Annotated in this window: 19 protein-coding genes; 10 read left to right on the forward strand and 9 right to left on the reverse strand. The window is 58.2% G+C overall.

Going from position 1 to position 25,148, the window contains the following annotated elements; genetic code table 11:
- Positions 1-114: 114 nt before the first annotated feature.
- Both rpsI and rplM read right to left on the reverse strand, forming a co-directional pair.
- On the reverse strand, positions 115-507 hold the full coding sequence (rpsI, locus tag HF257_RS25340) for a 30S ribosomal protein S9 (RefSeq protein ID WP_102591612.1): 393 nt from the start codon (positions 505-507) through the stop codon (positions 115-117).
- A gap of 14 nt (positions 508-521) precedes the next feature.
- Positions 522-950: a 50S ribosomal protein L13 gene (gene rplM, locus HF257_RS25345; protein WP_003188508.1), complete on the reverse strand. Its 429-nt coding sequence runs from the start codon at positions 948-950 to the stop codon at positions 522-524.
- Positions 951-1,198: 248 nt separating this feature from the next.
- On the opposite strand from rplM, the gene HF257_RS25350 reads away from it, so the two are divergent.
- Positions 1,199-2,239 carry an NADP(H)-dependent aldo-keto reductase gene (locus HF257_RS25350; RefSeq protein ID WP_185708343.1) on the forward strand — a complete coding sequence of 347 codons (1,041 nt, stop codon included), beginning with the start codon at positions 1,199-1,201 and terminating at the stop codon, positions 2,237-2,239.
- A 126-nt stretch (positions 2,240-2,365) separates the two neighbouring features.
- Here HF257_RS25350 and HF257_RS25355 read toward each other — a convergent pair whose 3' ends face one another.
- Positions 2,366-3,502, reverse strand: a complete 1,137-nt coding sequence (locus tag HF257_RS25355) for an acyl-CoA dehydrogenase family protein (protein ID WP_185708342.1) — start codon at positions 3,500-3,502, stop codon at positions 2,366-2,368.
- Between the two features lie 220 nt (positions 3,503-3,722).
- Here HF257_RS25355 and HF257_RS25360 point away from each other — a divergent pair, with 220 nt between their 5' ends.
- Positions 3,723-4,643: a GlxA family transcriptional regulator gene (locus tag HF257_RS25360; RefSeq protein ID WP_185708451.1), complete on the forward strand. Its 921-nt coding sequence runs from the start codon at positions 3,723-3,725 to the stop codon at positions 4,641-4,643.
- A gap of 128 nt (positions 4,644-4,771) precedes the next feature.
- Here HF257_RS25360 and zapE read toward each other — a convergent pair whose 3' ends face one another.
- The 3 genes from zapE to HF257_RS25375 all read right to left on the reverse strand — a co-directional run bounded on the left by zapE (position 4,772) and on the right by HF257_RS25375 (position 7,955).
- Positions 4,772-5,866, reverse strand: a complete 1,095-nt coding sequence (zapE, locus tag HF257_RS25365; protein ID WP_185708341.1) for a cell division protein ZapE — start codon at positions 5,864-5,866, stop codon at positions 4,772-4,774.
- A 79-nt stretch (positions 5,867-5,945) separates the two neighbouring features.
- Positions 5,946-7,301, reverse strand: coding sequence for a tryptophan--tRNA ligase (locus tag HF257_RS25370; RefSeq protein ID WP_185708340.1), 1,356 nt, complete (start codon positions 7,299-7,301; stop codon positions 5,946-5,948).
- Between the two features lie 24 nt (positions 7,302-7,325).
- Positions 7,326-7,955: an alpha/beta hydrolase gene (locus tag HF257_RS25375; RefSeq protein ID WP_185708339.1), complete on the reverse strand. Its 630-nt coding sequence runs from the start codon at positions 7,953-7,955 to the stop codon at positions 7,326-7,328.
- A 147-nt stretch (positions 7,956-8,102) separates the two neighbouring features.
- On the opposite strand from HF257_RS25375, the gene HF257_RS25380 reads away from it, so the two are divergent.
- Positions 8,103-8,540, forward strand: coding sequence for a YhcB family protein (locus tag HF257_RS25380; protein ID WP_032886236.1), 438 nt, complete (start codon positions 8,103-8,105; stop codon positions 8,538-8,540).
- 193 nt (positions 8,541-8,733) lie between these two features.
- Here the strand turns inward: HF257_RS25380 and HF257_RS25385 are convergent, their stop codons facing one another.
- The 3 genes from HF257_RS25385 to HF257_RS25395 all read right to left on the reverse strand — a co-directional run bounded on the left by HF257_RS25385 (position 8,734) and on the right by HF257_RS25395 (position 12,379).
- Positions 8,734-10,464: an ABC transporter ATP-binding protein/permease gene (locus HF257_RS25385; RefSeq protein WP_185708338.1), complete on the reverse strand. Its 1,731-nt coding sequence runs from the start codon at positions 10,462-10,464 to the stop codon at positions 8,734-8,736.
- Between the two features lie 99 nt (positions 10,465-10,563).
- Positions 10,564-11,124 carry a response regulator transcription factor gene (locus HF257_RS25390; RefSeq protein WP_010565532.1) on the reverse strand — a complete coding sequence of 187 codons (561 nt, stop codon included), beginning with the start codon at positions 11,122-11,124 and terminating at the stop codon, positions 10,564-10,566.
- Positions 11,117-12,379 (reverse strand): ATP-binding protein, encoded by a 1,263-nt coding sequence (locus HF257_RS25395; RefSeq protein WP_185708337.1) that lies wholly within the window; start codon positions 12,377-12,379, stop codon positions 11,117-11,119. Before HF257_RS25395 ends, HF257_RS25390 begins: the two co-directional genes overlap by 8 nt.
- A 205-nt stretch (positions 12,380-12,584) precedes the next feature.
- On the opposite strand from HF257_RS25395, the gene HF257_RS25400 reads away from it, so the two are divergent.
- The 7 genes from HF257_RS25400 to HF257_RS25430 all read left to right on the forward strand — a co-directional run bounded on the left by HF257_RS25400 (position 12,585) and on the right by HF257_RS25430 (position 25,129).
- Positions 12,585-13,295, forward strand: coding sequence for an SIMPL domain-containing protein (locus tag HF257_RS25400; protein ID WP_185708336.1), 711 nt, complete (start codon positions 12,585-12,587; stop codon positions 13,293-13,295).
- A 236-nt stretch (positions 13,296-13,531) separates the two neighbouring features.
- Positions 13,532-16,333, forward strand: a complete 2,802-nt coding sequence (locus tag HF257_RS25405) for a dermonecrotic toxin domain-containing protein (protein ID WP_185708335.1) — start codon at positions 13,532-13,534, stop codon at positions 16,331-16,333.
- 136 nt (positions 16,334-16,469) lie between these two features.
- Positions 16,470-18,071, forward strand: coding sequence for an ABC transporter substrate-binding protein (locus HF257_RS25410; RefSeq protein ID WP_185708334.1), 1,602 nt, complete (start codon positions 16,470-16,472; stop codon positions 18,069-18,071).
- Between the two features lie 258 nt (positions 18,072-18,329).
- Positions 18,330-19,958 (forward strand): ABC transporter substrate-binding protein, encoded by a 1,629-nt coding sequence (locus HF257_RS25415; RefSeq protein ID WP_185708333.1) that lies wholly within the window; start codon positions 18,330-18,332, stop codon positions 19,956-19,958.
- Positions 19,959-20,262: 304 nt separating this feature from the next.
- A complete protein-coding gene (locus HF257_RS25420; RefSeq protein WP_185708332.1) occupies positions 20,263-21,867 on the forward strand; it encodes an ABC transporter substrate-binding protein in 1,605 nt (534 codons plus the stop codon).
- A gap of 170 nt (positions 21,868-22,037) precedes the next feature.
- A complete protein-coding gene (locus HF257_RS25425) occupies positions 22,038-23,450 on the forward strand; it encodes an OprD family outer membrane porin (RefSeq protein ID WP_185708331.1) in 1,413 nt (470 codons plus the stop codon).
- Positions 23,451-23,530: 80 nt separating this feature from the next.
- A complete protein-coding gene (locus HF257_RS25430) occupies positions 23,531-25,129 on the forward strand; it encodes an ABC transporter substrate-binding protein (protein ID WP_185708330.1) in 1,599 nt (532 codons plus the stop codon).
- The last annotated feature ends 19 nt before the right edge of the window (positions 25,130-25,148 follow it).

Below are 25,148 nucleotides of genomic sequence, written 5' to 3' on the forward strand. Positions count from 1 at the left end.
AGGGGGTCTACGGATGTGGCAAGTTGTCACGGCGATTTTTCTGCATAAATTGCAGGCAATAAAAAACGCCCAACTCCGTGAGGAGCTGGGCGTTTTTGTGGAACGTAAAGCGAATTAACGCTTCGAGTACTGCGGACGCTTACGCGCTTTACGCAGACCGACTTTCTTACGTTCAACTTCACGAGCATCGCGAGTAACGAAGCCCGCTTTGCGCAGAGCGCTACGCAGGGTTTCGTCGTACTGCATCAGAGCGCGAGTGATACCGTGGCGGATTGCGCCAGCTTGACCACTTACACCGCCACCGATAACGGTGACGTAGATGTCGAACTTTTCAACGGTCTCGGTCAGTTCCAGCGGCTGACGAACTACCATGCGGGCAGTTTCGCGGCCGAAGAAGTTGTCCAGGGAGCGGTTGTTGATCGAGATGTTACCAGTACCCGGACGCAGGAAAACGCGAGCGGTTGCGGTTTTGCGACGGCCAGTGCCGTAATTTTGAGTCGCCGACATAATGAACTATTCCGTTAAAACTTCAGTTCTTGGGGCTGCTGAGCAGCATGAGGGTGTACAGCGCCCGCATAGACTTTCAGCTTGCGAAACATATCGCGACCCAGTGGGCCCTTAGGCAGCATGCCTTTGACCGCGATTTCGATCGGGGCTTCAGGCTTCTTGGCAATCAGGCCTTCGAAGTTGGAAGACTTGATACCGCCTGGGAAACCGGAGTGACGGTAGTACATTTTGTCGCTTGCTTTGTTGCCGGTTACACGAACCTGCTCAGCGTTGATGATCACGATGTAGTCACCGGTGTCAACGTGAGGGGTGTACTCAGGCTTGTGCTTGCCACGCAGACGGCTGGCGACTTCAGTGGCCAGACGACCCAGGGTCTGACCAGCGGCGTCGACGACAAACCAGTCGCGCTGAACTGTTTCCGGTTTTGCAGTAAAAGTTGTCATTCTTTAATAGCCTCAGGGGCCGCCCTGTAAATTAGACGGCGGATCTTACTGAATAGTGCGTACTTTGACAAGTCAAAGGCAGCCGGATACAGACGCTATCGGGGGCTCGGGTCGGCGCGTCCGTTCAACGGCAAGATTCTTCGGCAGGCGGCGCATCACTTCCACTGCAGAAAGAGGTGGGCAATTATGCAGATTGCGAAAAAAAATTCAACCTGCTTTTATGATTGTTTTCCCCGAAGGAGTACCCGATGGATTATCGACAGCTGGGCCGTACGGATCTGAACGTGAGCGCGATAGCCTTGGGCACCATGACCTGGGGCGAGCAGAACAGCGAGGCAGAGGCCTTCGCACAGATCGAGCGGGCCAAGGCGGCGGGGATCAACTTCCTCGACACAGCCGAAATGTACCCGGTGCCGCCGAAGGCCGACACCTACGCCACCACCGAGCGTTATATCGGTAATTACTTCAAGAGCCGCGGCGACCGTGCCGACTGGGTCCTGGCCAGCAAGATCGCCGGCCCGGGCAACACCATCGACTACATCCGCGACGGCCACCTGCGCCACAACCGCAAGCACATCGTCGAAGCGCTGGATGCCAGCCTCAAGCGCCTGCAGACCGACTGGATCGACCTCTACCAGCTGCATTGGCCCGAGCGCAGCACCAACTTCTTTGGCCAGCTGAGCTACAAGCACAAGGACGAAGAAGACCTCACCCCGCTGGAAGAAACCCTCGAAGCGCTGGATGAGCAAGTGAAGGCCGGCAAGATCCGCCACATTGGCCTGTCCAACGAAACCCCGTGGGGCACCATGAAATTCCTCGCCCTGGCCGAGGCCCGTGGCTGGACCCGCGCGGTGTCGATCCAGAACCCCTACAATCTGCTCAACCGCAGCTTTGAAGTGGGCCTGGCGGAAATCGCCATTCGCGAACAATGCGGCCTGTTGGCCTACTCGCCACTGGCGTTTGGCATGCTCAGCGGCAAATACGAGAACGGCGCACGCCCAGCCAAAGCGCGCCTGACCGAATACAGCCGCTTCAGCCGTTACTTCAACCCACAGTCGGAGGCGGCGTGCAGCCGTTATGTGGCATTGGCGCGTGAACATGGCCTGGACCCGGCGCAGATGGCGTTGGCGTTTGTAACGCAACAACCGTTTGTGACCAGCAATATCATCGGTGCTACATCGCTGGAACAACTGGACAGCAACATTGCCAGTGCTGAGCTTAAGCTGTCGAAAGAGGTGTTGGAGGGGATTGAGGCGATTCAGAAAGATCATCCGAACCCTGCGCCTTGATTGATCTGTAGACCGCTTTCGCGAGCAAGCCCGCTCCCACATTCGACCGCATTTTCATGTTGGAACCAGGTCTACTGTGGGAGCGGGCTTGCTCGCGAAGAGGCCATCAGCAGCACTACAAAATCATCAAAGCGCCCGCGCAATAATCTCCTTCATGATCTCATTGGTCCCCGCATAAATGCGCTGCACCCGCGCATCCGCCCAGGCCCGCGCAATCGGGTATTCCCACATGAAGCCGTAGCCGCCGTGCAACTGCACGCACTCATCGAGCACCTTGCATTGCAGGTCCGTGGCCCAGTACTTGGCCATCGCGGCCGTAGGCACATCCAGCTTGCCTTCCAGGTGCAATGCCATGCACTTATCAACAAACACCCGGCCGATCTGAATCTCGGTCGCCATCTCCGCCAACTTGAAACGGGTATTCTGGAAATCGGCAATCGCCTTGCCGAACGCCTTGCGTTCACGGGTGTATTCCAGCGTCCACTCCAGCGCCGCCTCAGCGGATGACAGCGCACCGATCGCCACCGTCAAACGCTCCTGAGGCAGCTCCTGCATCAAGTACGCGAAGCCCATTCCGGCCTGGCCCAGCAGGTTTTCCTTGGGCACACGCACGTCCTGGAAGAACAGCTCCGAGGTGTCCTGGGCCTTCATGCCGACTTTCTCCAGGCGCTTGCCTTTGTCGAAGCCGGGCGTATCGGCTTCCACCAAAAACAGGCTGGTGCCCTTGGCGCCGGCCTTGGGATCGGTCTTGGCCACGACGATCACCAACTCGGCGAGAAAGCCATTGGTGATAAAGGTCTTGGAACCATTGATCACGTACTCATCACCGTCCAGCACGGCGGTAGTCTTGACCCCTTGCAGGTCGGAACCCGCACCTGGCTCAGTCATCGCGATGGCCGTGACCATCTCGCCGGAGATCAACTTGGGCAGGTACTTGTGCTTCAGCGCTTCACTGCCGTAATGCAGGATGTACGGCGCGACGATGTCCGAATGCAGGGAAAAACCGATACCGGTGAGACCCAGCCGACTGATCTCCTCGATCACCACCGCGCTGTAGAGAAAGTCCGCGCCCAACCCGCCGTACTCCTCCGGCAGGTGGGAACACAGCATCCCCGCCTCCCCTGCCTTGCTCCACAGGCTACGGTCGATATAACCCTGCTTCTCCCATTGCCCATGGTACGGCGCGGCGTCTTTTTCGAGGAAGGTACGCACGCTCTCGCGGAAGAGTTCGTGCTCGGGGCTGAACAAGGTTCTGGGGATCATGGCTCACCTGCGGGGATTGTCGGACAAAAACAAGCCCACAGAGACTATGCCGCGAAGGCATCACGGGACACTGGACACATGCGACAAAAAATAAGACGATCCAGCCGTCTGGTGACCACTTTCCCCTATAAGAATAAATGAAATTATGTCTAACCAAATCTCCACGCCCCTGCGGCGCGTCAGCATTTTGGCCGTTGATCGGGTATTCGCTTCAACCCTCATGCAAGCCAAGGATTTCTTCCACCTCGCCAGCCTGCGTTACGGCAAGCAACAAGGCCTGGGCCTGACCCCAGCGTTCGAATCACGACTGGTCAGCCCCGATGGGCAATCGGTGCGCAGTTTCAGTAATGTGATCATGCCGGTGGACGGCGGCCTGGAAGACGCCGACATCATCGTGTTACCTGCCTTCTGGGATGATTTCGATGCCCTGTGCAGCCGTTACCCGCAAGTGCTGCCGTGGTTGCGCGAGCAACACGCCCGCGGCGCAGTGCTCTGCGGCGAAGCCACCGGGGTGTTCTGGCTGGCCGAAGCCGGCCTGCTTGATGGCAAGGAGGCGACCACCTACTGGCGTTTCTTCAATGCCTTCAGCGAGCGTTTCCCCAAGGTTCAGCTCAACCAGGACAAGCACCTGACCGACGCCGATAACCTGTACTGCGCGGGCGGCACTACCTCGGCATGCGACCTTTATATCTACCTGATCGAACGCTTCTGCGGTGCCAACATCGCCCAGGCCGTAGCCCGCGACATCCTCTATGAAGTGCAGCGCAGCTATTCACCTGGACGTATTGGGTTTGGCGGACAGAAGCTGCACCAGGACGTGATCATCCTGCAGATCCAGCACTGGCTTGAAGAACACTTCGCCGACAAATTTCGCTTCGAAGATGTCGCCCGGGAACACGGCATGAGCATCCGCAACTTCATGCGTCGCTTCCAGACCGCCACCGGTGACAAGCCGCTGCATTACCTGCAGCGCCTACGTATCGAGACCGCCAAGGGCCTGCTCTCGGGTAGCCGCAAGAGCATCAAGACCATCAGTTATGAGGTGGGGTATGACGATGCGAGTTTCTTTGCGCGGCTGTTCAGGCAGCACACGGAGCTGTCGCCGAACCAGTATCGCCAGCAGTTTCAGCAGGCCGCATAACTAAAGTTGAATGCAAAAAAATGTGGGAGCGGGCTTGCTCGCGAAGGCGATGGATCAGTCAACATCTTCAGTGACTGACACTCCGCCTTCGCGAGCAAGCCCGCTCCCACATTTGATCTACAGCGCTCTTATGGCTTGTGCCCGCGAGACAGAAACTCGTGGGATTGCATCTCTAGCAAACGGCTGAGCGTGCGCTGGAATTCGAAATTCAAACGACCGCCGGTGTACAAGTCCTTCAGCTCGACTTCCGCCGAGATGATCAGCTTCACGTTCCGGTCGTAGAACTCGTCGACCATGTTGATGAAACGGCGCGCGATGTCGTCGGTGGTCACGCTCATCTGTTCCACACCGCTCAAAATCACGGCGTGGAAGATCTTGCCCAACTCGATGTAGTCGTTCTGGCTGCGCGGGCCGTCGCACAAGGCGCGGAAGTCGAACCAGGCCACGTCATCGCAGGTGCGCAGGGCGATGATCTCGCGGTTCTCGATCATCAGCTTGTCGTTTTCTACCGCCTGGGTGCATTCCGGCGTCAGCGCACGGAAGCTCTTTTTCAGGCTCTCGTGGGCCGCTTCGTTCAGCGGGAAGTGGAACAGCTCCGCTTGCTCCAGGTGGCGCAGGCGGTAGTCCACGCCGCTGTCGACGTTGACGATTTCGGTGTTCTGCTTGATCAGCGCAATGGCCGGCAGGAAACGCGCACGCTGCAGGCCGTCCTTGTATAGGCCATCAGGCACGATGTTCGAGGTCGCGACCAGGGTCACGCCGTTCTTGAACAGTTCTTCCATCAGCGTGCCCAGGATCATGGCGTCGGTGATGTCGGAGACAAAGAATTCATCGAAGCAGATCACCCGCGCTTCGTCGGAGAAGCGCTTGGCGATGATGGTCAGCGGGTTTTTCTCGCCCGGCAGGGTCTTCATTTCTTCGTGCACACGCTTCATGAAGCGGTGGAAGTGCGTCCGGACTTTTTCCTTGAACGGTAGCGCTTCGAAGAAAGTGTCTACCAGGTAAGTCTTGCCCCGGCCCACGCCGCCCCAGAAATACAGGCCTTTGACCGGCGTGTGGTCCTTCTTGCCAAACAGCTTGCTGAGCATCCCTGGCTTGTTTTGCGAGGCCGCGATGAGGTCATCGTACAGGCGCTGCAAATGACGCACCGCCGTTTCCTGGGCCGCGTCATGGAAGAATTCAGGGCGTTTCAGATCAGCTTGATATCGTTCTAGGGGCGTCATAATTTCGTTAGCAAGGCAACAAAAACGGGCCGTCACTGTAACGACGGCCCTGATTAATGGCAATCAACCCTTGGTCGGGTCAATCTTCGATAGGGGTCAACGCAATGCGCAGTGCGGCGATGGCGGCATCGCGGGCGGCGCCGTCGGCGAACTCGGCGCTGTCGGCCACTGCCGCACCGTCCAGCCATACGCTGAAGCCCAGGGCTTCGGTGCGTACGTCCAGCGCTTCACCGCTTTGCAACTGCTTGGTCACAGCGCCTGCGGTTTTACCGTCGGCGAAGTTGCGCGACAGCAGCAGTTGCTCACCATCAGCCGCCAGCAGGCGGAAACGGAAGCTGCCGTCGTCTTCACGGAAGCTTACGAAACGCGCAGCCTTTGCAGCTTTCTTCTTGGTCGCGACCGGCGCCGCAGCCTGCTCGACGAACGAGCGCAGGCCAACCGCTTCACGCAGCTCTGCCAGAAACGGAGCAGCCACAGCACGGGCCTTCTTGGCACCGATCAGCAGCAGGTCTTCCATGTCCGACGGGCGCGACATCAGTTGATGGTAACGCTCGCGGGCTTCGCCCAATTGGCCGTCCAGCAGTTGGAACAGACGGTTCTTCGCCTCGCCCCAGCCCAGGCCTTGCAGCAGCTCGGCGCGGAACTCTTCTTCCTGGTCCTTGCTGGCAAACGCCTGGAACAAGGTGAACAGGTGCGAGTTGTCCGGGTCCTTGGCTTCGCCGGGTGCGCGCGAGTCGGTGACGATCCGCGAGATCGCGTCCTTCATGTCCTTGGCGCTGGTGAACAACGGAATGGTGTTGTCGTAGCTCTTGGACATCTTGCGGCCATCCAGGCCCGGCAAGGTGGCGACGCTTTCTTCGATCAACGCCTCGGGCATGGTGAAGAATTCTTTACCGTTGCCGAACAGGTGGTTGAAGCGCTGGCCGATATCGCGTGCCATTTCCACGTGCTGGATCTGGTCGCGGCCGACCGGCACCTTGTGTGCGTTGAACATCAGGATGTCCGCCGCCATCAGCACCGGGTAGCTGTACAAGCCCATGCTGATGCCCGCATCCGGGTCTTCGCCGGCTTCCACGTTCTTGTCCACCGAGGCCTTGTACGCATGGGCGCGGTTGAGCAGGCCCTTGGCGGCAACACAGGTGAGCAGCCAGGTCAGCTCGGGGATTTCCGGGATGTCGGACTGGCGGTAGAAGGTCACCCGGTTCACATCCAGGCCGCCGGCCAGCCAGGTCGCGGCAATTTCCATGCGCGAGCGTTGGATGCGCTGCGGGTCATCGCATTTGATCAAGGCGTGGTAGTCGGCCAGGAAGTAGAAGGAGTCGGCGTTGGCGTCCTGGCTGGCGAGGATCGCCGGGCGGATCGCACCGGCGTAGTTGCCCAGGTGCGGCGTGCCGGTGGTGGTGATGCCGGTGAGGATACGGGTACGAGTCGTCATGGGTAATCGCTTATCAGACTGCTATCAATTCGAGAGGCGTGGCAGCACCAGATCCTTGAGATCGGTGAGCTTGCCATGAAAAAAGTGCCCGCATTCTGCCACTTTCAGCAGCTCATGGGGGCGTTTCAGGGCGGCGGACCAGTCGTAAACGGCTTGCGGGTCAACCACTTCGTCGGTTTCCGGCTGGATCAGCGTCAGCGGGCAGCCCTGTGGCAGCACGTCGGTGTCGCGCAGGCGCATCACCGCAGCGGCCACCATGAACAGGTGCGCAAGTGTTTCACCCTTGGCTTCCAGACGGCCACCGAGGCTGGCGGCGACATAGCCACCGAAGGAAAAGCCGAGCAGCGTGATCGGCAAATCCGGGTGTTTTTCCCGCAGCCAGGTGGCGGCTGCTTCGGCATCGTCCACTTCGCCCGTGCTCATGTCATGGGTACCGACGCTCGCGCCGACGCCACGGTAATTGAATCGCAATGTAATCAAACCCGCATCGCGGGCGGTACGTTGCAAGGTCGATACGACTTTATTGAGCATGGTCCCACCCTGCACCGGGTTGGGGTGACAGATCAGCGCCAGGCCCCGTGGTTCGGGGTGATCCAGGTACAGGGCTTCCAATTGGCCTACCGGGCCATCGATCAAAACGGGGGTTTCACGCATGAGCAAGGAATGAACTCCGTGACCTCTCAATGGGTCGACTCGTCTAGCTAAAAGTCTGTGCTTGGCATCATTGCGAGCTTAATCGCGGTATACAGCGCAGGTTTGAGCCGTTAACGTAAAGCAAAGCCGTTTATAGAGGAAGGACTCGTGGAACACTCGCTCTTAGTTTGGTTGTTGCCGACTCTTGCCCTGGTTGCCGGTGTCGCCATTGGATTCCTGGTTGCTCGCCTGCTGCCGAATGCCGCGCCTAACCGCACGCAGCGTCAGTTGGATGACATTCAGGAACGTTTTGACAGTTATCAGAACGAGGTTGTTACCCACTTCAACAGCACCGCGAACCTGGTCAAGAAGCTCACCCAGAGCTACCAGGAAGTACAAGACCACCTCGCCGATGGTGCCAACCGCCTGGCCCTCGACGACATCACCCGTCAGCGTCTGCTGGCCGCGCTGCATTCCGATGCACCGCAAACTCCACGGGAGCGCCTGACCCCACCCCGGGAAAATCAGGAGCCACCACGGGACTACGCGCCAAAAACGCCGAACGCCCCGGGCATGCTGGATGAGCATTACGGTTTGAAGAAGTAAGCTTTCTTCAAGCAATAGAAAAGCCCGGCTGATCGATGATCAGCCGGGCTTTTTGTTGGGGCTCATTCTTAAGAACACCAGTGATCAAATGTGGGAGCGGGCTTGCTCGCGAAGGCGGAGTGTCAGTCACTGAAGATGTTGACTGATCCACCGCTTTCGCGAGCAAGCCCGCTCCCACATTTTTGACCGTGCTCTAACCTAAGGCTACGGGTTGTTCCAGAAGCCTACCACCCTCAATCCGCACATGCCGCCCATGGAAGCGCTTGAGGCTGCTGCGATGCCCCACGCTGACAATGCTCAAACCCGGCAGCTCATCAATCAGCGCTTGATACAACGTCGCCTCATCCTCTTCGTCCATCGCCGAAGTCGCTTCATCCATGTACAGCCATTGCGGCGCAAACAGCAACGCACGGGCAAACGCCAGGCGCTGCTGCTCACCCGGTGAGAGCATGCGTTGCCAGTGATTCGCCTCATCCAGGCGGTTGACCAGGTGTGGCAAACGGCACGTCTCCAGCACCTGTGCATAACGTTCGGCCGAGTACACGCTGTCGTCCTGTGGATAACTCAGCACGGCTTTCAAAGTACCAATTGGCAGATACGGTTTTTGCGGCAGGAACAAGTAGCGCGCCGCCGGCAGGCGAATGCTGCCGTGGCCCGCCGGCCACAGGTGGCCCATCGCACGCAACAGGGTACTTTTGCCGCTGCCGGAGCGGCCGCTGAGCATCACGCGCTGCCCAGGCTCAACACTCATATCGGCATTGGTCAGCAGGTGACGGCCGTCGGCCAGGTCCATACCCAGGTTCTGCACCACCAGGCGCTCGCCTTCCGGGCGCACATCAATCGCCGCAGGACGTTGCTCGTTATCACTCATCGCCTGATGAAAGCTCAGCAGACGATCACTGGTGGCGCGCCACGAAGCCAGGTCCGAGTACGCGCTGATAAACCAGCTGAAGTTCTCCTGCACATTGCCGAACGCCGAGTTGATTTGCATCAGCTCGCCCAACTCGATCTTGCCGGTGAAGTAGCGCGGCGCGGCGACGATGAAGGGGAAGATGATTGCGATCTGGCTGTAGCCCGCCGTGAAAAAGGTCAGGCGCTTGGACACTTTCATGATGTCCCAGAAGTTGTGCCAGACCTTGCCGAAACGGGTACTCAGGCGCTGCTTTTCATTCGGCTCGCCGTTATACAAGGCGATGCTCTCGGCGTTCTCACGCACCCGCACCATCGAGAAACGCAGGTCCGCTTCGAAGCGTTGCTGTTGGTTGCTCAGGCCGATCAAGCGACGACCGATCAGGTGCGTCAGCCAACTGCCCACGGCGGCATACAGCAGCGCGCACCAGAACATGTAGCCGGGAATGGTGATGCCAAACACTTCGATGCTGCCGGAAACACCCCACAAAATGATGGAGAACGACACCAGGCTGACAACGTTACGCAGCAAACCGAGGCCAAGGCTCAAGGTGCTGGAGGTGAAGTTATTGAGGTCTTCGGAAATCCGCTGGTCCGGGTTATCGGTGTAGCCGCCCTGCTCCAGCTGGTAATAGTTTTTGTCGGCAAGCCAACGTGCGAAGTGCTTTTCGGTAAGCCAGGCACGCCAGCGGATAGTGAGCATCTGGGTCAGGTACAGCCGATACACGGCGCCCAGGATGGCCACGGCGGCGATCCCACCGAAATAGCCGATCAGTTGCCAGAAGGCATCGGTGTCCTTCTTTTCCAGGGCGTTGTAGAAGTCCTTGTACCAGTGGTTGATCCACACGGAGATCGCCACGCTGAACAGCGACAGGCCAATCACTGCGGCCAGTAGCAACCAAGCCTTGCCCTTCTCTTCACTGCGCCAATAGGGCGTGATCATCGCCCAGGTTCGGCGAAAGAATTGCCCACGCACCGCGTCATTGACCGCGGAGTACTCAGCGTTCTGATTCATCGTTCAGGCTCTGTAAGAAAATGTGACAGGCGTTTGAACCGATCATAGACGATCGGTTCAGGACCCCGTGCAGCCTGAAGCAGATTGTTCAGACTTTGTTCAGCGGCGTACCGGACGCTTTTGCAGCTTGCGCTGCAAAGTGCGGCGGTGCATGCCCAGGGCGCGGGCAGTGGCGGAGATGTTGCCTTCGTGCTCAGTGAGTACGCGCTGGATGTGCTCCCACTGCAAGCGGTCCACCGACATCGGGTTTTCCGGCACCAGGGTGTCGAGGTCGGCGTGCTCGGAAAGCAAAGCGGCCAACACGTCATCGGCATCCGCTGGCTTGCACAGGTAATTGCACGCGCCGCGCTTGATCGCCTCGACGGCGGTGGCGATGCTGGAATAGCCGGTGAGGATCACCACGCGCATTTCCGGGTCGAGTTCCAGCAGCTTGGGCAACAGCACCAGGCCCGAGTCCCCGTCCATTTTCAGGTCGAGGGCGGCGTAGTCCGGCAGGTCGGCCTGAGCGATGGCCAGGCCTTCTTCGGCGGAGCCTGCGGTGCTCACGCGGAAACCGCGACGACTCATGGCGCGCGCCATCACGCGGGTAAAGGTGGCGTCGTCATCTACCAGCAACAGGTGCGGCAGTTCTTCGCCTTCGACTTGGATCTCGTCACTCATCGATATCTCCTCGTGCGACACGGGGCAGGCGCAGCTCGGTAAGCGTGCCACCTTCCTCATGACTATAGAGCTTCACTGAGCCGCCCGCGCGGGTCACGCTGGCCTTGCTCAAAAACAGGCCGAGGCCGAAGCCTTTGCCCTTGGTGGTAAAGAATGGTTTGCCAATCTGCTCGGCAATGGCCAACGGCACGCCCGCGCCGTGGTCACGAATGCTGATGGTCACGTCTTCCGCGTCCCAGTCCAGCTGTACGCCCAGGCCTTCTGGGCAAGCGTCAGCGGCGTTGTTCAGCAGGTTGAGCAATGCTTGGGTCAAGTCTGGGGGCGGCGCCATGCGTGGCACGGTGCCCTGGCCCAACAGATTGAAGCGGTAGCTGGCTTCGGGGCGCATCAGGTGCCAGCGATTCAGGGCTTCATCGAGCCACTGGGTCACGTCCTGCATTTCCACCGCCAGTCGGCGATTGGCTTCGGCTGCGCGTACCAGTTGCTGCAAGGTTTGTTTGCACTGCTTGACCTGTTCGCGCAGCACGCCGAGGTCTTCCTGCAGCGCCGGGTCGTGATGGTCCTGGGTCATTTCATTGAGCAATACGCTCATGGTCGCCAGTGGTGTACCCAATTCATGAGCCGCGCCGGCGGCCTGAGTGGCGACGGCCAGCAGTTGTTGGTCGCGCAGGCCCTCTTCACGGCGAATGGCGCGCAGTTCTTCCTGGCGGCGCAGCTCTTCGGCCATGCGCGCGGCGAAGAAGGTAATGACGGCGGCAGACAGGGCAAAGCTCAGCCACATCCCGTAGATCTGCAGGTTTTCCCTGGCGATGGGGAAGGTTTGCAGCGGATAGAAGCGCGCCAGCAACAGGGTATACAACGTCAGGGCGATACCCGACAGCACCACCGAGTAACGCCACGGCAAGGTCACCGCCGCAATGGTCAACGGCACCAGGTAATACGAAACGAACGGATTGGTGGAACCACCGGAGAAGTACAGCAACACACTGTGGATAAACAGGTCGCAGGCCAATTGCAGGGCGTATTCCAGCTCGGTCACTGGCCAGGTGGTGCGTAGCCGAATGGCGGTGAACACACACAGCACGATGGAAAACCCGAGGGTCACGCCCAATTGCAGCCAGGGCAACGGCAGCAGGTCGAACCAATAGGCGAGCCCAACGGAGCCAGCCTGTGCGGCCAGGACCAGGGTGCGGATAAACGTCAGGCGCCAGAGGTTCTGGCGGGTGGCGGAAGTCAGTTTTACGGCGGCGAGCATGAGCTCTCCCGGTGAGCGCTGCAGGCGGATCGGCAGGAGTATAAACGATGCAAGCAGGCAGGCACGGCGTGTGTGGCTCTTTGCCGCAGGCCGGACGAATGACCGTTCGTCGGCACCTCCACAACTTGTAGGTAATGTGTAAACCCGAAGAACCCAATACCACCGTCTACAGTCTTACCGAACACGAACACCCTAAGGAGCTTACATGTCTCGTTTCACTCGCAGTGCAGCTGTTATCACCCTCGGCGTCGCCACCCTTGCCAGCCTCCCGGCCCTGGCAGCCGAAGGACTGAACTACAACCAGATTTCCCTGCGCGCCGAGGTCAGCCAGGAGGTGGCCCGCGACAAGATGATCGTGACCCTTTACACCGAATCCCAGAACAGCGACCCGGCCAAGCTCGCCGCCGAAATCACCACCACCATGAACAAAGCCCTTGGCCAGGCCCGCGAAGTCAAAGGCGTGACGCTTCGCCAGGGCAGCCGCAACAGCTATCCGATCTACGACAACAAGAACCAGAAAATCACCGGCTGGCGTGAACGTGCCGAGCTGCGCCTTGAAAGCGCGGACTTCCCGGCGCTGTCCAAGCTCACCGGCGAGCTGCTTAACACCCTGAAAATGGAAAACATGGACTTCGCCATCGCCGACGCCACGCGCAAGGCCAGCGAAGACTCGCTGCTCAAGGACGCGGTTGCCGCATTCAAGGCACGTGCGCAATTGGCTACTGATGCTCTGGGCGGCAAGGGCTACAAGATTGTGAACCTGAACTTCAACACCAACGGTTATCCACAACCCTACGCCCGTGGCGGGATGATGATGAAAGCGGCCGCGATGGATTCAGCGCCGACCCCGGACGTGGAAGCCGGCACCAGCCAGGTGAACATGAGTGCCGATGGGGTAATTGAAGTACTGCAATAAAGTCTCTCAACCAATAAAAACGGCGCGACCTCAGGTACGCGCCGTTTTTTTTTGCTCTGCCAACGGTAAACACTCGACGTTACAGAGGACGAGGAACGCCAACAAACAGATGTCCCACACACGTATCGAAAACTCAAACAGCAAGGGATGCGCACAACGGTTCTAGAGATCGATACCCAATGATAACGAACACGCTCAATACGCCTCATATCCCGTCAGCTCGAACCAATAACCCCATGTCGCCTTCATCAACGCCCGCCGACCTGCCCCGCCAAAAAAGTCCCAAGCAGCGCAACCATCACCAACCACTGATTCCAGGGCTGCCGTACAACCCCGGGGTGGACCGCTATGTCAGCCGTGCCACCGACGGTTTCAAGACCGCCAGCCAAAGCACCTCGCAAATCATCCGCGAGGAATTGAAGAAGCGCTGGGGCAAGGATATTGACCCAGATAACACGTTTATCACCACCTTCGACTACGACCCCAAACTGCCAAAACCGAAAGGCGGCAAGGTGCTGAACCAAATCAGCCTGACTGACGCCGCATTGCACAACATGCGCCACAAGAACAAACACAATGAACACGAGACCCCAGAAGAAAAAAAGCAGTCAACCCTGCACAAATGGATCAACAGACTCGCCCCGCTGGCCGCAGCGCCCATCGCCATCTACAACATCATCCACAAGCTTAACGAGCCCAAGACCTACGAAGGCATTTTCACCGGCCCGCCACTCGGTGGCCGCCAGGTCTACAACCAGACGACACAGCTCAAGCAAACGCCTGCTGCATTCCGGGACATCACGTGGAACACCGATCAGAGCAAACCCTACACCGAGTTCCTCAACGGCTTTTGGCCTGCCCATGAACAAAAGTACGCGCAACTGAGCAAGGCCGCCTTTGCCGGTGCCGCGATGGCGCAATTCGACAACGACAGCCTCAGCGAAAGCGACGTCAGCCTGGCCATGCGCGCGGCCGGCCTGCCCACGAACAAGACCTGGGGCGACATGAGCCTCAACGACTTGGACGCCGCCCCGCACAAAGACCCCAATGTGGAAACCGGGCTGTTGAAAATCAACGGTTTCAAGTCCACTGACCTGATGTACATCACCGACAAGCAGACCAAAACCACCCTGCTGCACATCCCCGGCAACTCGTCGCCGATTCACCGCTTCGACAACCAGGATCAGATGAAAAACTGGCTGGCCGAGCAAGCCGCCGACCCGCGTAAGCGCGAAGCCTTGTCGATGCACTTCCCTCTGCGCGACCAGGCCGACCGAGTGCTGTCCGAAGGGGTCAACCAGACCCTGGTGGGCATCAGCGGCTGGCCGAAAAAGGATGCGCCGGGTGCCACGGCGCTGGAGCGACTGAACCAGTACGACCCGCAGACCTTCATCACCACCGAACCGCTCAGCGAAGATCCGTTCAAGGCCATGACCACACGGCAGAAAGAGCGTTCGTATGCCGATGGCGAAACCCAGATCACCACTGACGCCGACGTCACCAAGACCTCGATCCTGGAAGCCTTGGAAACGGCCACCAAGATTGCCGTGATGATGACCCCGTTGGCGTTGGTCATGCCCGAAGTGGCGGTCGCGCTGGAGGTTTTCTACGCCGCCGCCGGCGCGGCGCAGGTTGGCATCGGTGCCGACAATATCAAGCATGGCAAACAGGGCGGCAGCGACCAGGTGGTGTTCGGCGTGTTGAATGCGTTGCCAGCACTGGCCAGCGGCGCGAGTAGAGTGCTCAAGGGTGCCGAAGCCACTGAAGCCGAGGTAGGAAAGACCATTGAAGAATCCGTCGAGACGCCCGCGCAGCAACCCAGAGAGCCCCGCCCGCATTCGTCCAACACGCCAGAACCTACCGATGAGCCGATTCTCGACGCGCCCAAGGTCGATTACTCCAAAATTCCTATCGATATCAGCAAGTACGCGGTCCCCGACGGCGAGCAATTGCTGAATGGGGCCAGACACAATGCAAAAGGCATTTATCAGGTCAAAAACAACGGTGAAGACCGGTGGTTCATTCGCTACACCGACGCAACAGGTCAACCCAAGGTGTACGAGGTGAGGTCAAACTTCGATCTGCACGAAGGCCGCGTGATGGTCATTGACCCCCAGACACGCACACGGGTAATGCTTTTACGTGCCACGCAAAACGGCGAGTGGACCCGTGATCTCAATACGGGGGGTGCGCGCACTTGGCCATGGCAAAAAAAACCGCCGATCGTTTCAGAGAAAACGCCAAAACCCGGCGCACCTTTAGAGCCCGCAGAAGCTGGGCAAAAAAAGTTTTCAGATCAATTCACGCCAGGCACCCCTATCGATGACGCAAAGAGATTCGATGAATACCTAACCTTCCACAAGGACTTGAACTACACCTATTCAGGGACGAACTACATAAGTAATCCCACGGCTCCCTTGGATGAACAAATCATCAAGACGCGTTTGGAGGTTTCATGGCCGGTTGAGGAGAGTGAAATGCCCGTCCTATCAAAACCGAGCGCTACGAAGAACCAGTTCAGCTCCGACCCCTACGCCGAAATCTTCATTAAAGATACGAATCGTGCAGACTTTAAAGTTCACACGATCCGCGACGGATCCGTGAAGACCGAGGAGTTGGCGAGTAATAGCATAGACGTCACTGAAAATGTACAAGACAAAATCAACCAGTTCGAACGCATCATTTCGGATGCCCAACTGCGCGCCCGTATCTCCGAAGTGGCCAATCAAAACTCCTTGAACCCCATAGAATGGACATTAAAAGATGACGCCAGACTCACGGACGATTACTACTTTAAAGGGCAAAGACCTCAGTACGACATTTACTATGACCCCACGAGCAAACAGACAGTGGTGACAGGAACCTGCAAAGGCTACCTCGCTAATCCAGAGCTCGAAATCAACGAAATGCCCAACACAGAAGTGACACTCACCCGATCTTTCACAATAACCGCCAGTACGACAGAGGGCAAAACCACATACACCACCAGTGAAATCAATCCTGCAACGGTTACCGTAACCGTCATGCCGGCCAACTGAAACAAGGTGGATAGGCCAATGGGAACGCAAGAATCCCGATACTTTCCCTCTACCTGATCCCCCCGAACGGCGGTAACCTCGGTTCCGCCGTTTTCGTTTGGGCAGCTTTTATACGCCTGCCATTTCAGGGGTCTCCATGGAAAGAATCACCTTCAAACCGCTCCTCCTCGCTGCAAGCTTGCTGACCTTTATACCAATGGCCCAGGCGGCCACCACCCTGGTCTATTGCTCCGAAGCCAGCCCCGCCGGTTTCGATCCAAGCCAGTACACCAGCGGCACAGACTTCGACGCTTCAGCCGAAACCGTGTTCAACCGCCTGACCCAGTTCAAGCGCGGCGATACCGAAGTTGAGCCCGGCCTGGCGACAAGCTGGGACGTATCCAAAGACGGCCTGACCTACACCTTCCACCTGCGCGATGGCGTCAAGTTCCACACCACCGATTTCTTTACCCCTACCCGCGACTTCAACGCGGATGACGTGCTGTTCACCTTCAATCGCCTGCTGGATGCCGACAGTCCGTTCCGCAAGGCCTACCCTTCCGAGTCGCCGTACTTCACCGACATGGGCTTGAACACCACGATCAAGAGCGTCGAAAAACTCGACGATCACAGCGTGCGTTTCAACCTCAATAATGTGGACGCCTCGTTCGTGCAGAACCTGGCCATGAGCTTTGCCTCAGTACAGTCCGCCGAGTACGCCGCTCAACTGTTGAAGCAGGGCAAGGCAGAAGACATCAACCAGAAGCCGGTAGGCACCGGGCCTTTTGTGTTCAAGCGCTACCAGAAGGATTCGCAGATTCGCTACGTGGCCAACAAGCAGTATTGGAAGCCCGAGGATGTGAAGCTCGACAACCTGGTGTTCGCGATCACCCCGGACGCCGCCTCGCGCCTGCAGAAACTCAAGGCCGGCGAATGCCAGGTCAGCGGTTACCCACGCCCTGCCGATATCGAAGTGATGAAGCAGGACCCGAATCTGCGCGTGCTGCAACAGGCAGGTTTCAACCTGGGTTTCCTGGCCTACAACGTGACCCATCCACCGCTGGACCAACTCAAGGTACGCCAGGCCCTGGACATGGCCATCGACAAACCGGCGATTATCAAGGCGGTGTACCAGGGCGCCGGGCAATTGGCGCAGAACGCCTTGCCGCCAGCGCAGTGGTCTTATGACCCCAACATCAAGGATGCGCCCTACGATCCCACCAAGGCCAAGGCGCTACTAAAAGAAGCAGGTGTTGCACCTGGCACGACCATCAACCTGTGGGCTATGACGGTCCAGCGCGCGTCCAATCCGAACGCGCGCATGTCGGCACAAATGATCCAGCAGGATTGGGAAAAAGTTGGCATCAAGGCCAACATCGTCAGCTATGAGTGGGGCGAATACATCAAGCGCGCCAAAAATGGCGAGCACGACGCGATGATTTACGGCTGGACCGGCGACAACGGCGACCCGGATAACTGGCTGGGTGTGCTCTACAGTTGTGCTGCAGTGAAGGGCAGCAACTACGCCAAATGGTGTAACCCGGCCTACGACAAACTGGTGCAGCAGGCCAAACTCAGCAGCGACCGTGAGCAGCGCATCAAGTGGTATCAACAGGCGCAAAAAATCCTTAAGGAACAGGTACCTATAACGCCTATTGCGAACTCGACGGTTTTCCAGCCGCTGCGCAAGGAAGTCAAAGATTTCAAGATCAGCCCGTTTGGGCTAACGCCCTTCTACGGCGTGAGTCTAGATAAGTAACAGCACCGCCCCAACCGGGTGCGCTAGACGCCTCGGTTGGTCTTTTTTGGTGCGGCTCACGCACCGAAAAAAACCTCAAAATGTACGCAATTGTGTAGAAACTTTCATAATTGCGACATTCCTGTACGTTCGTACCACTGTTTCAGCCTCCTAACGGTTCTGCATCTTGCATTGGGTATGGCCCCTGCATAAGTATCCGCAGGCCGACTCACGAGGTCGCCCTCACCACCAAAAATGACAACAAATCATGAGGCCAACATGCTTAAACACGCAGTCATTCCGTTAATCGTTAGCGCTGGCCTTATGGCCGCAGCCCCTTTCGCCCAAGCGGCGACTAACCTGGTGTTCTGCTCCGAAGGGAGCCCGGCCGGTTTTGACCCAGGCCAGTACACCACCGGAACAGACTTCGATGCTTCGGCCGAAACCATGTTCAACCGTCTGACCCAGTTCGAGCGCGGCGGCACCGCTGTGATTCCTGGGCTGGCCACCAACTGGGACGTTTCCCCGGATGGCCTGACGTACACCTTCCATTTGCGCGACGGCGTGAAGTTCCACACCACCTCGTACTTCAAACCGACCCGTACTTTCAATGCCGATGACGTGCTGTTCACGTTCAACCGCATGATCAACAAGGACGATCCTTTCCGCAAAGCCTACCCCACCGAATTCCCGTACTTCACGGACATGGGGATGGACACCAACATCAAGAACATCGAGAAAGTCGATGACCACACCGTCAAGTTCACCCTTGGCACCGTGGACGCCGCTTTCATCCAAAACCTGGCCATGAGCTTCGCCTCGATCCAGTCTGCCGAATACGCAGCCCAACTGTTGAAAGAAGGCAAGGCCCAGGACATCAACCAGAAGCCGGTCGGCACTGGTCCGTTCGTGTTCAAGAGCTACCAGAAAGACTCGAACATTCGCTACACCGGCAACAAGGACTACTGGAAACCTGAAGACGTGAAGATCGACAACCTGATCTTCGCCATCACTACCGACCCGTCGGTACGCATCCAGAAGCTCAAGAAAAACGAATGCCAAGTCACCCTGTTCCCACGTCCGGCCGACCTCAAGGCACTGGGCGACGACAAAGACCTGAAACTGCCGCACCAGGCCGGCTTCAACCTGGGCTACATCGCCTACAACGTCATGCCGGTGCTCAAGGGCCAGACCGCGGCTAACCCGCTGTCTGACCTGCGTGTACGTGAAGCGCTGGACATGTCGGTGAACAAGCAGCAGATCATCGACTCCGTGTACCAGGGCGCCGGACAACTGGCGGTCAACGCCATGCCGCCGACCCAATGGTCCTACGACACCACCATCAAGGATGCGCCGTACGACGTCACCAAAGCCAAGGCTTTGCTGAAGGAAGCAGGCGTCAAGGAAGGCACCGAGATCACCCTGTGGGCGATGCCGGTACAGCGTCCGTACAACCCGAACGCCAAGCTGATGGCCGAGATGCTGCAGAACGACTGGAAACAGATCGGCCTGAAGGTCAACATCGTCAGCTACGAGTGGGGCGAGTACATCAAGCGCTCCAAAGGTGGCGAGAACCAGGCCATGATCATTGGTTGGAGCGGTGACAATGGTGACCCGGACAACTGGCTGAACGTGCTGTTCGGCTGCGACTCGCTGGCCGGTAACAACTTCTCCAAATGGTGCGACAAGAAATTCGACGGCATCGTAAAAGAAGCCAAGGCCACATCGGATGTCGCCAAACGCACCGAGCTGTACAAGCAGGCGCAACATATCCTCAAAGATGCAGTCCCGATGACACCTATCGCGCACTCGACGGTGTATCAACCCATGCGCAACACCGTGCAGGACTTCAAGATCAGCCCGTTTGGCTTGAACTCCTTCTACGGCGTGAGCGTCAGCGGCAAGTAAGGATCATTGACGGCGACGTTTCATAACGTCGCCGTTATTGCATCCGCCCGGACAGTAGGAAACAGACCACATTCGAAATCGTTGCTTCCTACAGCAATGAGCTGCGATGTGCGCCTCCGTTGCCTACAAGGTCAATCCGATTTTGCGCATTTACTGCGAAGTCCGCGACCCATAACGTCGTAGGACTGCAGAGCCGCCAATCTAGGAAGGGCAGTTGCCGTATGTGGGATCAGTGATGTCTCCCTGTCCGAAAGACAGGGCGATTGCTCGCTGATGACAACTACAAACAAGGATCGGGATCGTCATGCGCCATACCACCGTTCTATCCGCTATTTTTGCCACCAGCCTGCTGGCTGTGGCTACGATGAGCCAAGCCGCCGACAAGAAGAGCCTGGTGTTCTGCTCTGAAGGCAGCCCGGCAGGCTTTGATACCGCGCAGTACACCACCGCCACCGACAACGATGCGGCTGAACCGCTGTACAACCGCCTGGTTGAGTTTGAAAAAGGCGAGACCAACGTGGTACCTGCACTGGCGACCAAGTGGGATATTTCGCCAGACGGCCTGACCTACACCTTTCACTTGCGTGAAGGGGTGAAATTCCACAGCAGCAAGGAGTTCAAGCCGACGCGGGACTTCAACGCCGACGACGTGCTGTTCACCTTCAACCGCATGCTTGACCCCGAGCACCCGTTTCGCAAGGCCTACCCCACCGAGTTTCCGTACTTCAACGGGATGAGCCTGAACAAGAATATCGCCAAGGTCGAGAAAACCGGCCCGCACACCGTGGTGATGACCCTGAACTCGGTCGACGCCGCGTTCGTGCAGAACATTGCCATGAGCTTCGCCGCGATCCTGTCGGCCGAATACGCTGAGCAGTTGCTCAAGACGGGCAAGCCCAGCGACATCAACCAGAAGCCGATCGGCACTGGCCCGTTCGTGTTCCAGCGCTACCAGAAGGACTCGCAGGTCCGCTACGTGGCCAACAAACAGTACTGGGACCCGAGCAAGGTCAAGCTGGACCAACTGATCTTCGCCATCAACACCGACGCATCGGTGCGGGTACAGAAACTCAAGGCCGGCGAATGCCAGGTGACCCTGCATCCACGTCCGGCGGATGTCGATGCCCTCAAGGCCGACCCGAACCTGCAACTCCTGACCAAGCCAGGCTTCAACCTCGGCTACATCGCCTACAACGTGCGCCACAAGCCGTTCGACCAGCTCGAAGTGCGCCAGGCGCTGGACATGGCGGTGAACAAGCAGAGCATCTTGAACGCCGTGTACCAGGGCGCCGGCCAACTGGCGGTCAACGCCATGCCGCCGACCCAATGGTCCTACGACGACACCATCAAGGACGCCGCCTACAACCCGGAAAAAGCCAAGGAATTGCTCAAGGCTGCCGGCGTGAAGGAAGGCACCGAGATCACCCTGTGGGCGATGCCGGTGCAACGGCCGTACAACCCCAACGCCAAGCTGATGGCCGAGATGCTGCAAAGCGACTGGGCCAAGATCGGCCTCAAGGTCAAGATCGTCAGCTACGAATGGGGCGAATACATCAAGCGCACCAAGAACGGTGAGCACGATGTCAGCCTGATCGGCTGGACCGGTGACAACGGTGACCCGGACAACTGGCTGGGCACCCTGTACAGCTGCGATGCCATCGGCGGGAACAACTACTCCATGTGGTGTGACCCGGCGTACGACAAGCTGATCAAGCAAGCCAAGGTCGTCACCGACCACGAACAAAGGACTGTTCTGTACAAACAGGCGCAGCAACTGCTTAAAGCGCAGGTGCCGATCACGCCAGTCGCCCACTCGACGGTCAACCAGCCGTTAAGCGCCAAAGTCGAAGGTTTCAAAGTGAGCCCCTTCGGCCGCAACGTGTTCTCGGGCGTCAGTATCAACCCATAACAAAATAACCGGATGACGCAGAGCGTGAACAACTCTGCGGCAAACGTGCGGCCTTCTATTAGGAATTTTCCTACGGCAAACGTTTGCAACAGCTTGAACGAGTTACACACCCAATAGCCGGCTCATCTAATAAGGCCGGCATAAAAAAGAGAACCAAAGGAGCTTCACCCATGAAACTGAGCAGCAAAGCGCTTCTGGCCCTGGCCATCAGCACCATCACGGCAACCGCCTACGCTGAAACCCAGAGCCAGGACTTCGTTCCAACCACATTGGCCGGCTCCAGTGCCCAAGGCGAGGCCAAAGGCTTTATCGAAGGGTCGAGCCTGGGCGGTACCACGCGTAACTGGTACTCCAACGAAATGAAGTTTCGTGGCGACCGTTTCGGTTACTACAAAAACGCCGCCGACAAGGCTGCCGATGTAAAAACCAACGTTTCCCGCCGCTATAACTGGGCCCAGGGCACCATCGTCAACTACTCCTCGGGCTTCACCCAAGGCACCGTTGGCGTAGCGACTGAAGTAGCAGCCTACAACGCGATCGCGCTGATCCGTGACCAGAAAGACATCGCCGGCGGCTCCAACCGCACCCTGGCCCACACCTACGGCGACGCCGTGGACCAGTGGAGCAAATTGGGCCTGGCCAACGTCAAGTTCCGTGTTTCGAACACCACCTTGACCGCCGGTCGCCAGAACTTCAGCAGCGGCATTATCGACACCATCGGTAACCGTGCACTGCCTTCGAGCTTCGAAGGTTTTGCCATCAACAGCGAAGAATTCAACAACCTGTCGTTCCAAGGCGCGTACTTTGATCGCGTATCGCCACGTACCGAGCAGAGCCTGTCGAAATTCCGTACCGAATACGGCAATGGCGCAGAGACCGACCACGTCTACACCGCCGGTGTGAACTGGCAGCCGTTCAAGAGCCTGAAAACCAGCTTCTTCGGCGCACAGGTCAAAGACTTCTGGAACCAGTACTACTTCGGCGCTACCCATGAGCTGGGCGACAGCCAAGTACTGGCCTTGACCACTGGCCTGAACTACTACAAAACCGTCGACGAAGGCAAAAAGTTGATGGGCAAGATCGACAACGACACCTACTCGCTGTCGCTTGGCCTGACCCACCAGGCTCACAGCCTGACCTTCTCGTACCAGGAAGTGAACGGTAACGAGTACTTCGACTACCTGCACGAAACCAACGGCATCTACCTGGCCAACTCCCTGACTTCCGACTTCAACGGTCCGAACGAGAAGTCCTTCCAGGTTGCCTACGGTATCAACATGGCTGAATACGGCGTGCCAGGCCTGAAATTCAACATCTACTCGGCACGCGGCTGGGGCATCGACGGTACTCACTACCGTGGCGACAACGGCGTGAAAGACTTCGCCTACAACGGCATTCAGAAACAAAACGGCGAACACCACCAGGAATACGGTATCGGTACTTCCTATGCCATCCAGAGCGGCCCTCTGAAAGCCTCCACCGTTCGCGCCACCTACGTGACACACCGCGCCAGCGAGAACCAGGCTGACGGCAACCTGCGCGAATTCCGCCTGGTTACCACCATCCCGTTCAACATTCTTTAATTAGCACCAGGTAAACGGCGGGCTCAGGACGAGCCTGCCGTCTACGCTTGTCTGGTCCCACCGATTGCAGAGGGCTCCGAATGAAAATGCTCCCACTACAAGCCGCCATGGCAGCCGCGCTGTTGAGCGTGGCCGTCGGCATTTCGGCCAAACCGTTGGTAGTCTGCACCGAAGCCAGCCCGGAAGGCTTCGATCCTGTCCTGTACACCACGGCCGTCACCGCTGACGCCGCCGCGGAAACGATGTTCAACCGCCTGGTTGACTTCAAGCCAGGGACTACCGAAGTGGTTCCGGCATTGGCCAAGGCCCTGCCTGAAATCAGCGCCGATGGCCTGACCTACACCTTCCACCTGCGTGACGACATCAAGTTCCACACCACCGACTACTTCAAACCCACGCGCAACCTGAACGCCGACGACGTACTTTGGAGCTTCCAGCGCCAGCTGGACCCGAACCACCCGTGGCACAAGAAGTCCAGCGTGGGCTACCCGTACTTCGAGAGCATGGGCTTCAAGGAACTGCTCAAGAGCGTAGAGAAGACCGATGATCACACGGTCGTCTTTACCCTGACCCGTCCTGAAGCACCGTTCCTGGCCGACCTGGCCATGGCGTTCTCTTCGATTCATTCCGCCGAATACGCTGACCAGTTGCTCAAGTCCGGCAAGACCGACGACCTGAACGCCAAGCCCATCGGCACCGGGCCGTTTGTCTTCACCCGCTACCAGAAAGACGCCCAGGTTCGCTTCAAGGCCAACCCGGAGTACTTCCGTGGCAAGCCGCCAGCCGACCCGCTGATCCTGGCCATCACGGTGGACAACAACGTGCGCCTGCAGAAGCTCAAGGCCAACGAGTGCCAAGTCGCGCTGTATCCCAAGCCCGATGACATCCCGAGCATCAAGGCCGATCCGAACCTGAAAGTGGACGAACTGGCAGCGATGACTACTGCCTACACCGCCATGAACACCACCCACAAGTACATGAGCGACGCACGGGTGCGTCACGCGATCAACATCGCGTTCGACAAAAAAGGCTACAACGAGTCCCTGTACGGTAAAGGCAATGCAGTCGATGCCACCGGCCCGTACCCACCGACCCTGCTGGGTTTCAACGACAAGCTGAAAAACCCGCCACGTGACCTCGACAAAGCCCGCGCCCTGCTCAAGGAAGCCGGCGTACCGGAAGGCACCGAGCTCACCCTGTTCACCCGTAATGGCGGCGGCCCGACCAACCCTAACCCGTTGCTCGGCGCCCAGCGCATGCAAGCGGATCTCGCCCAGATTGGCTTGAAGGTCAATATCAAAGTCATGGAATGGGGCGAGATGCTCAAGCGTGCTAAAAACGGCGAGCACGACATGGTTTCCGCCGGCTGGGCCGGTGATAACGGTGACCCGGATAACTTCCTCACCCCGAACCTGAGTTGCGATGCTGCAAAAAACGGCGAAAACTACGCGCGCTGGTGTAACAAAGAGTTTCAAGACTTGATCGACAAGGCACGCGCGGATGCTGAACCCACCCGGCGCGCAGCACTCTATGAACAAGCACTGGACGTTTTCGAGAAGGACCAACCGTGGATCCCCATGGCTTATCCGAAGATGTTCACCGCACTGCGCAAGAACGTCGAGGGTTATACCCAAAGCCCGCTGACGACCAATAACTTCGCCACAACCCAGGTGAAGTAAATAAGAGAAACGCTCGGCA

The sequence above is a fragment of the Pseudomonas cremoris genome, from assembly GCF_014230465.1.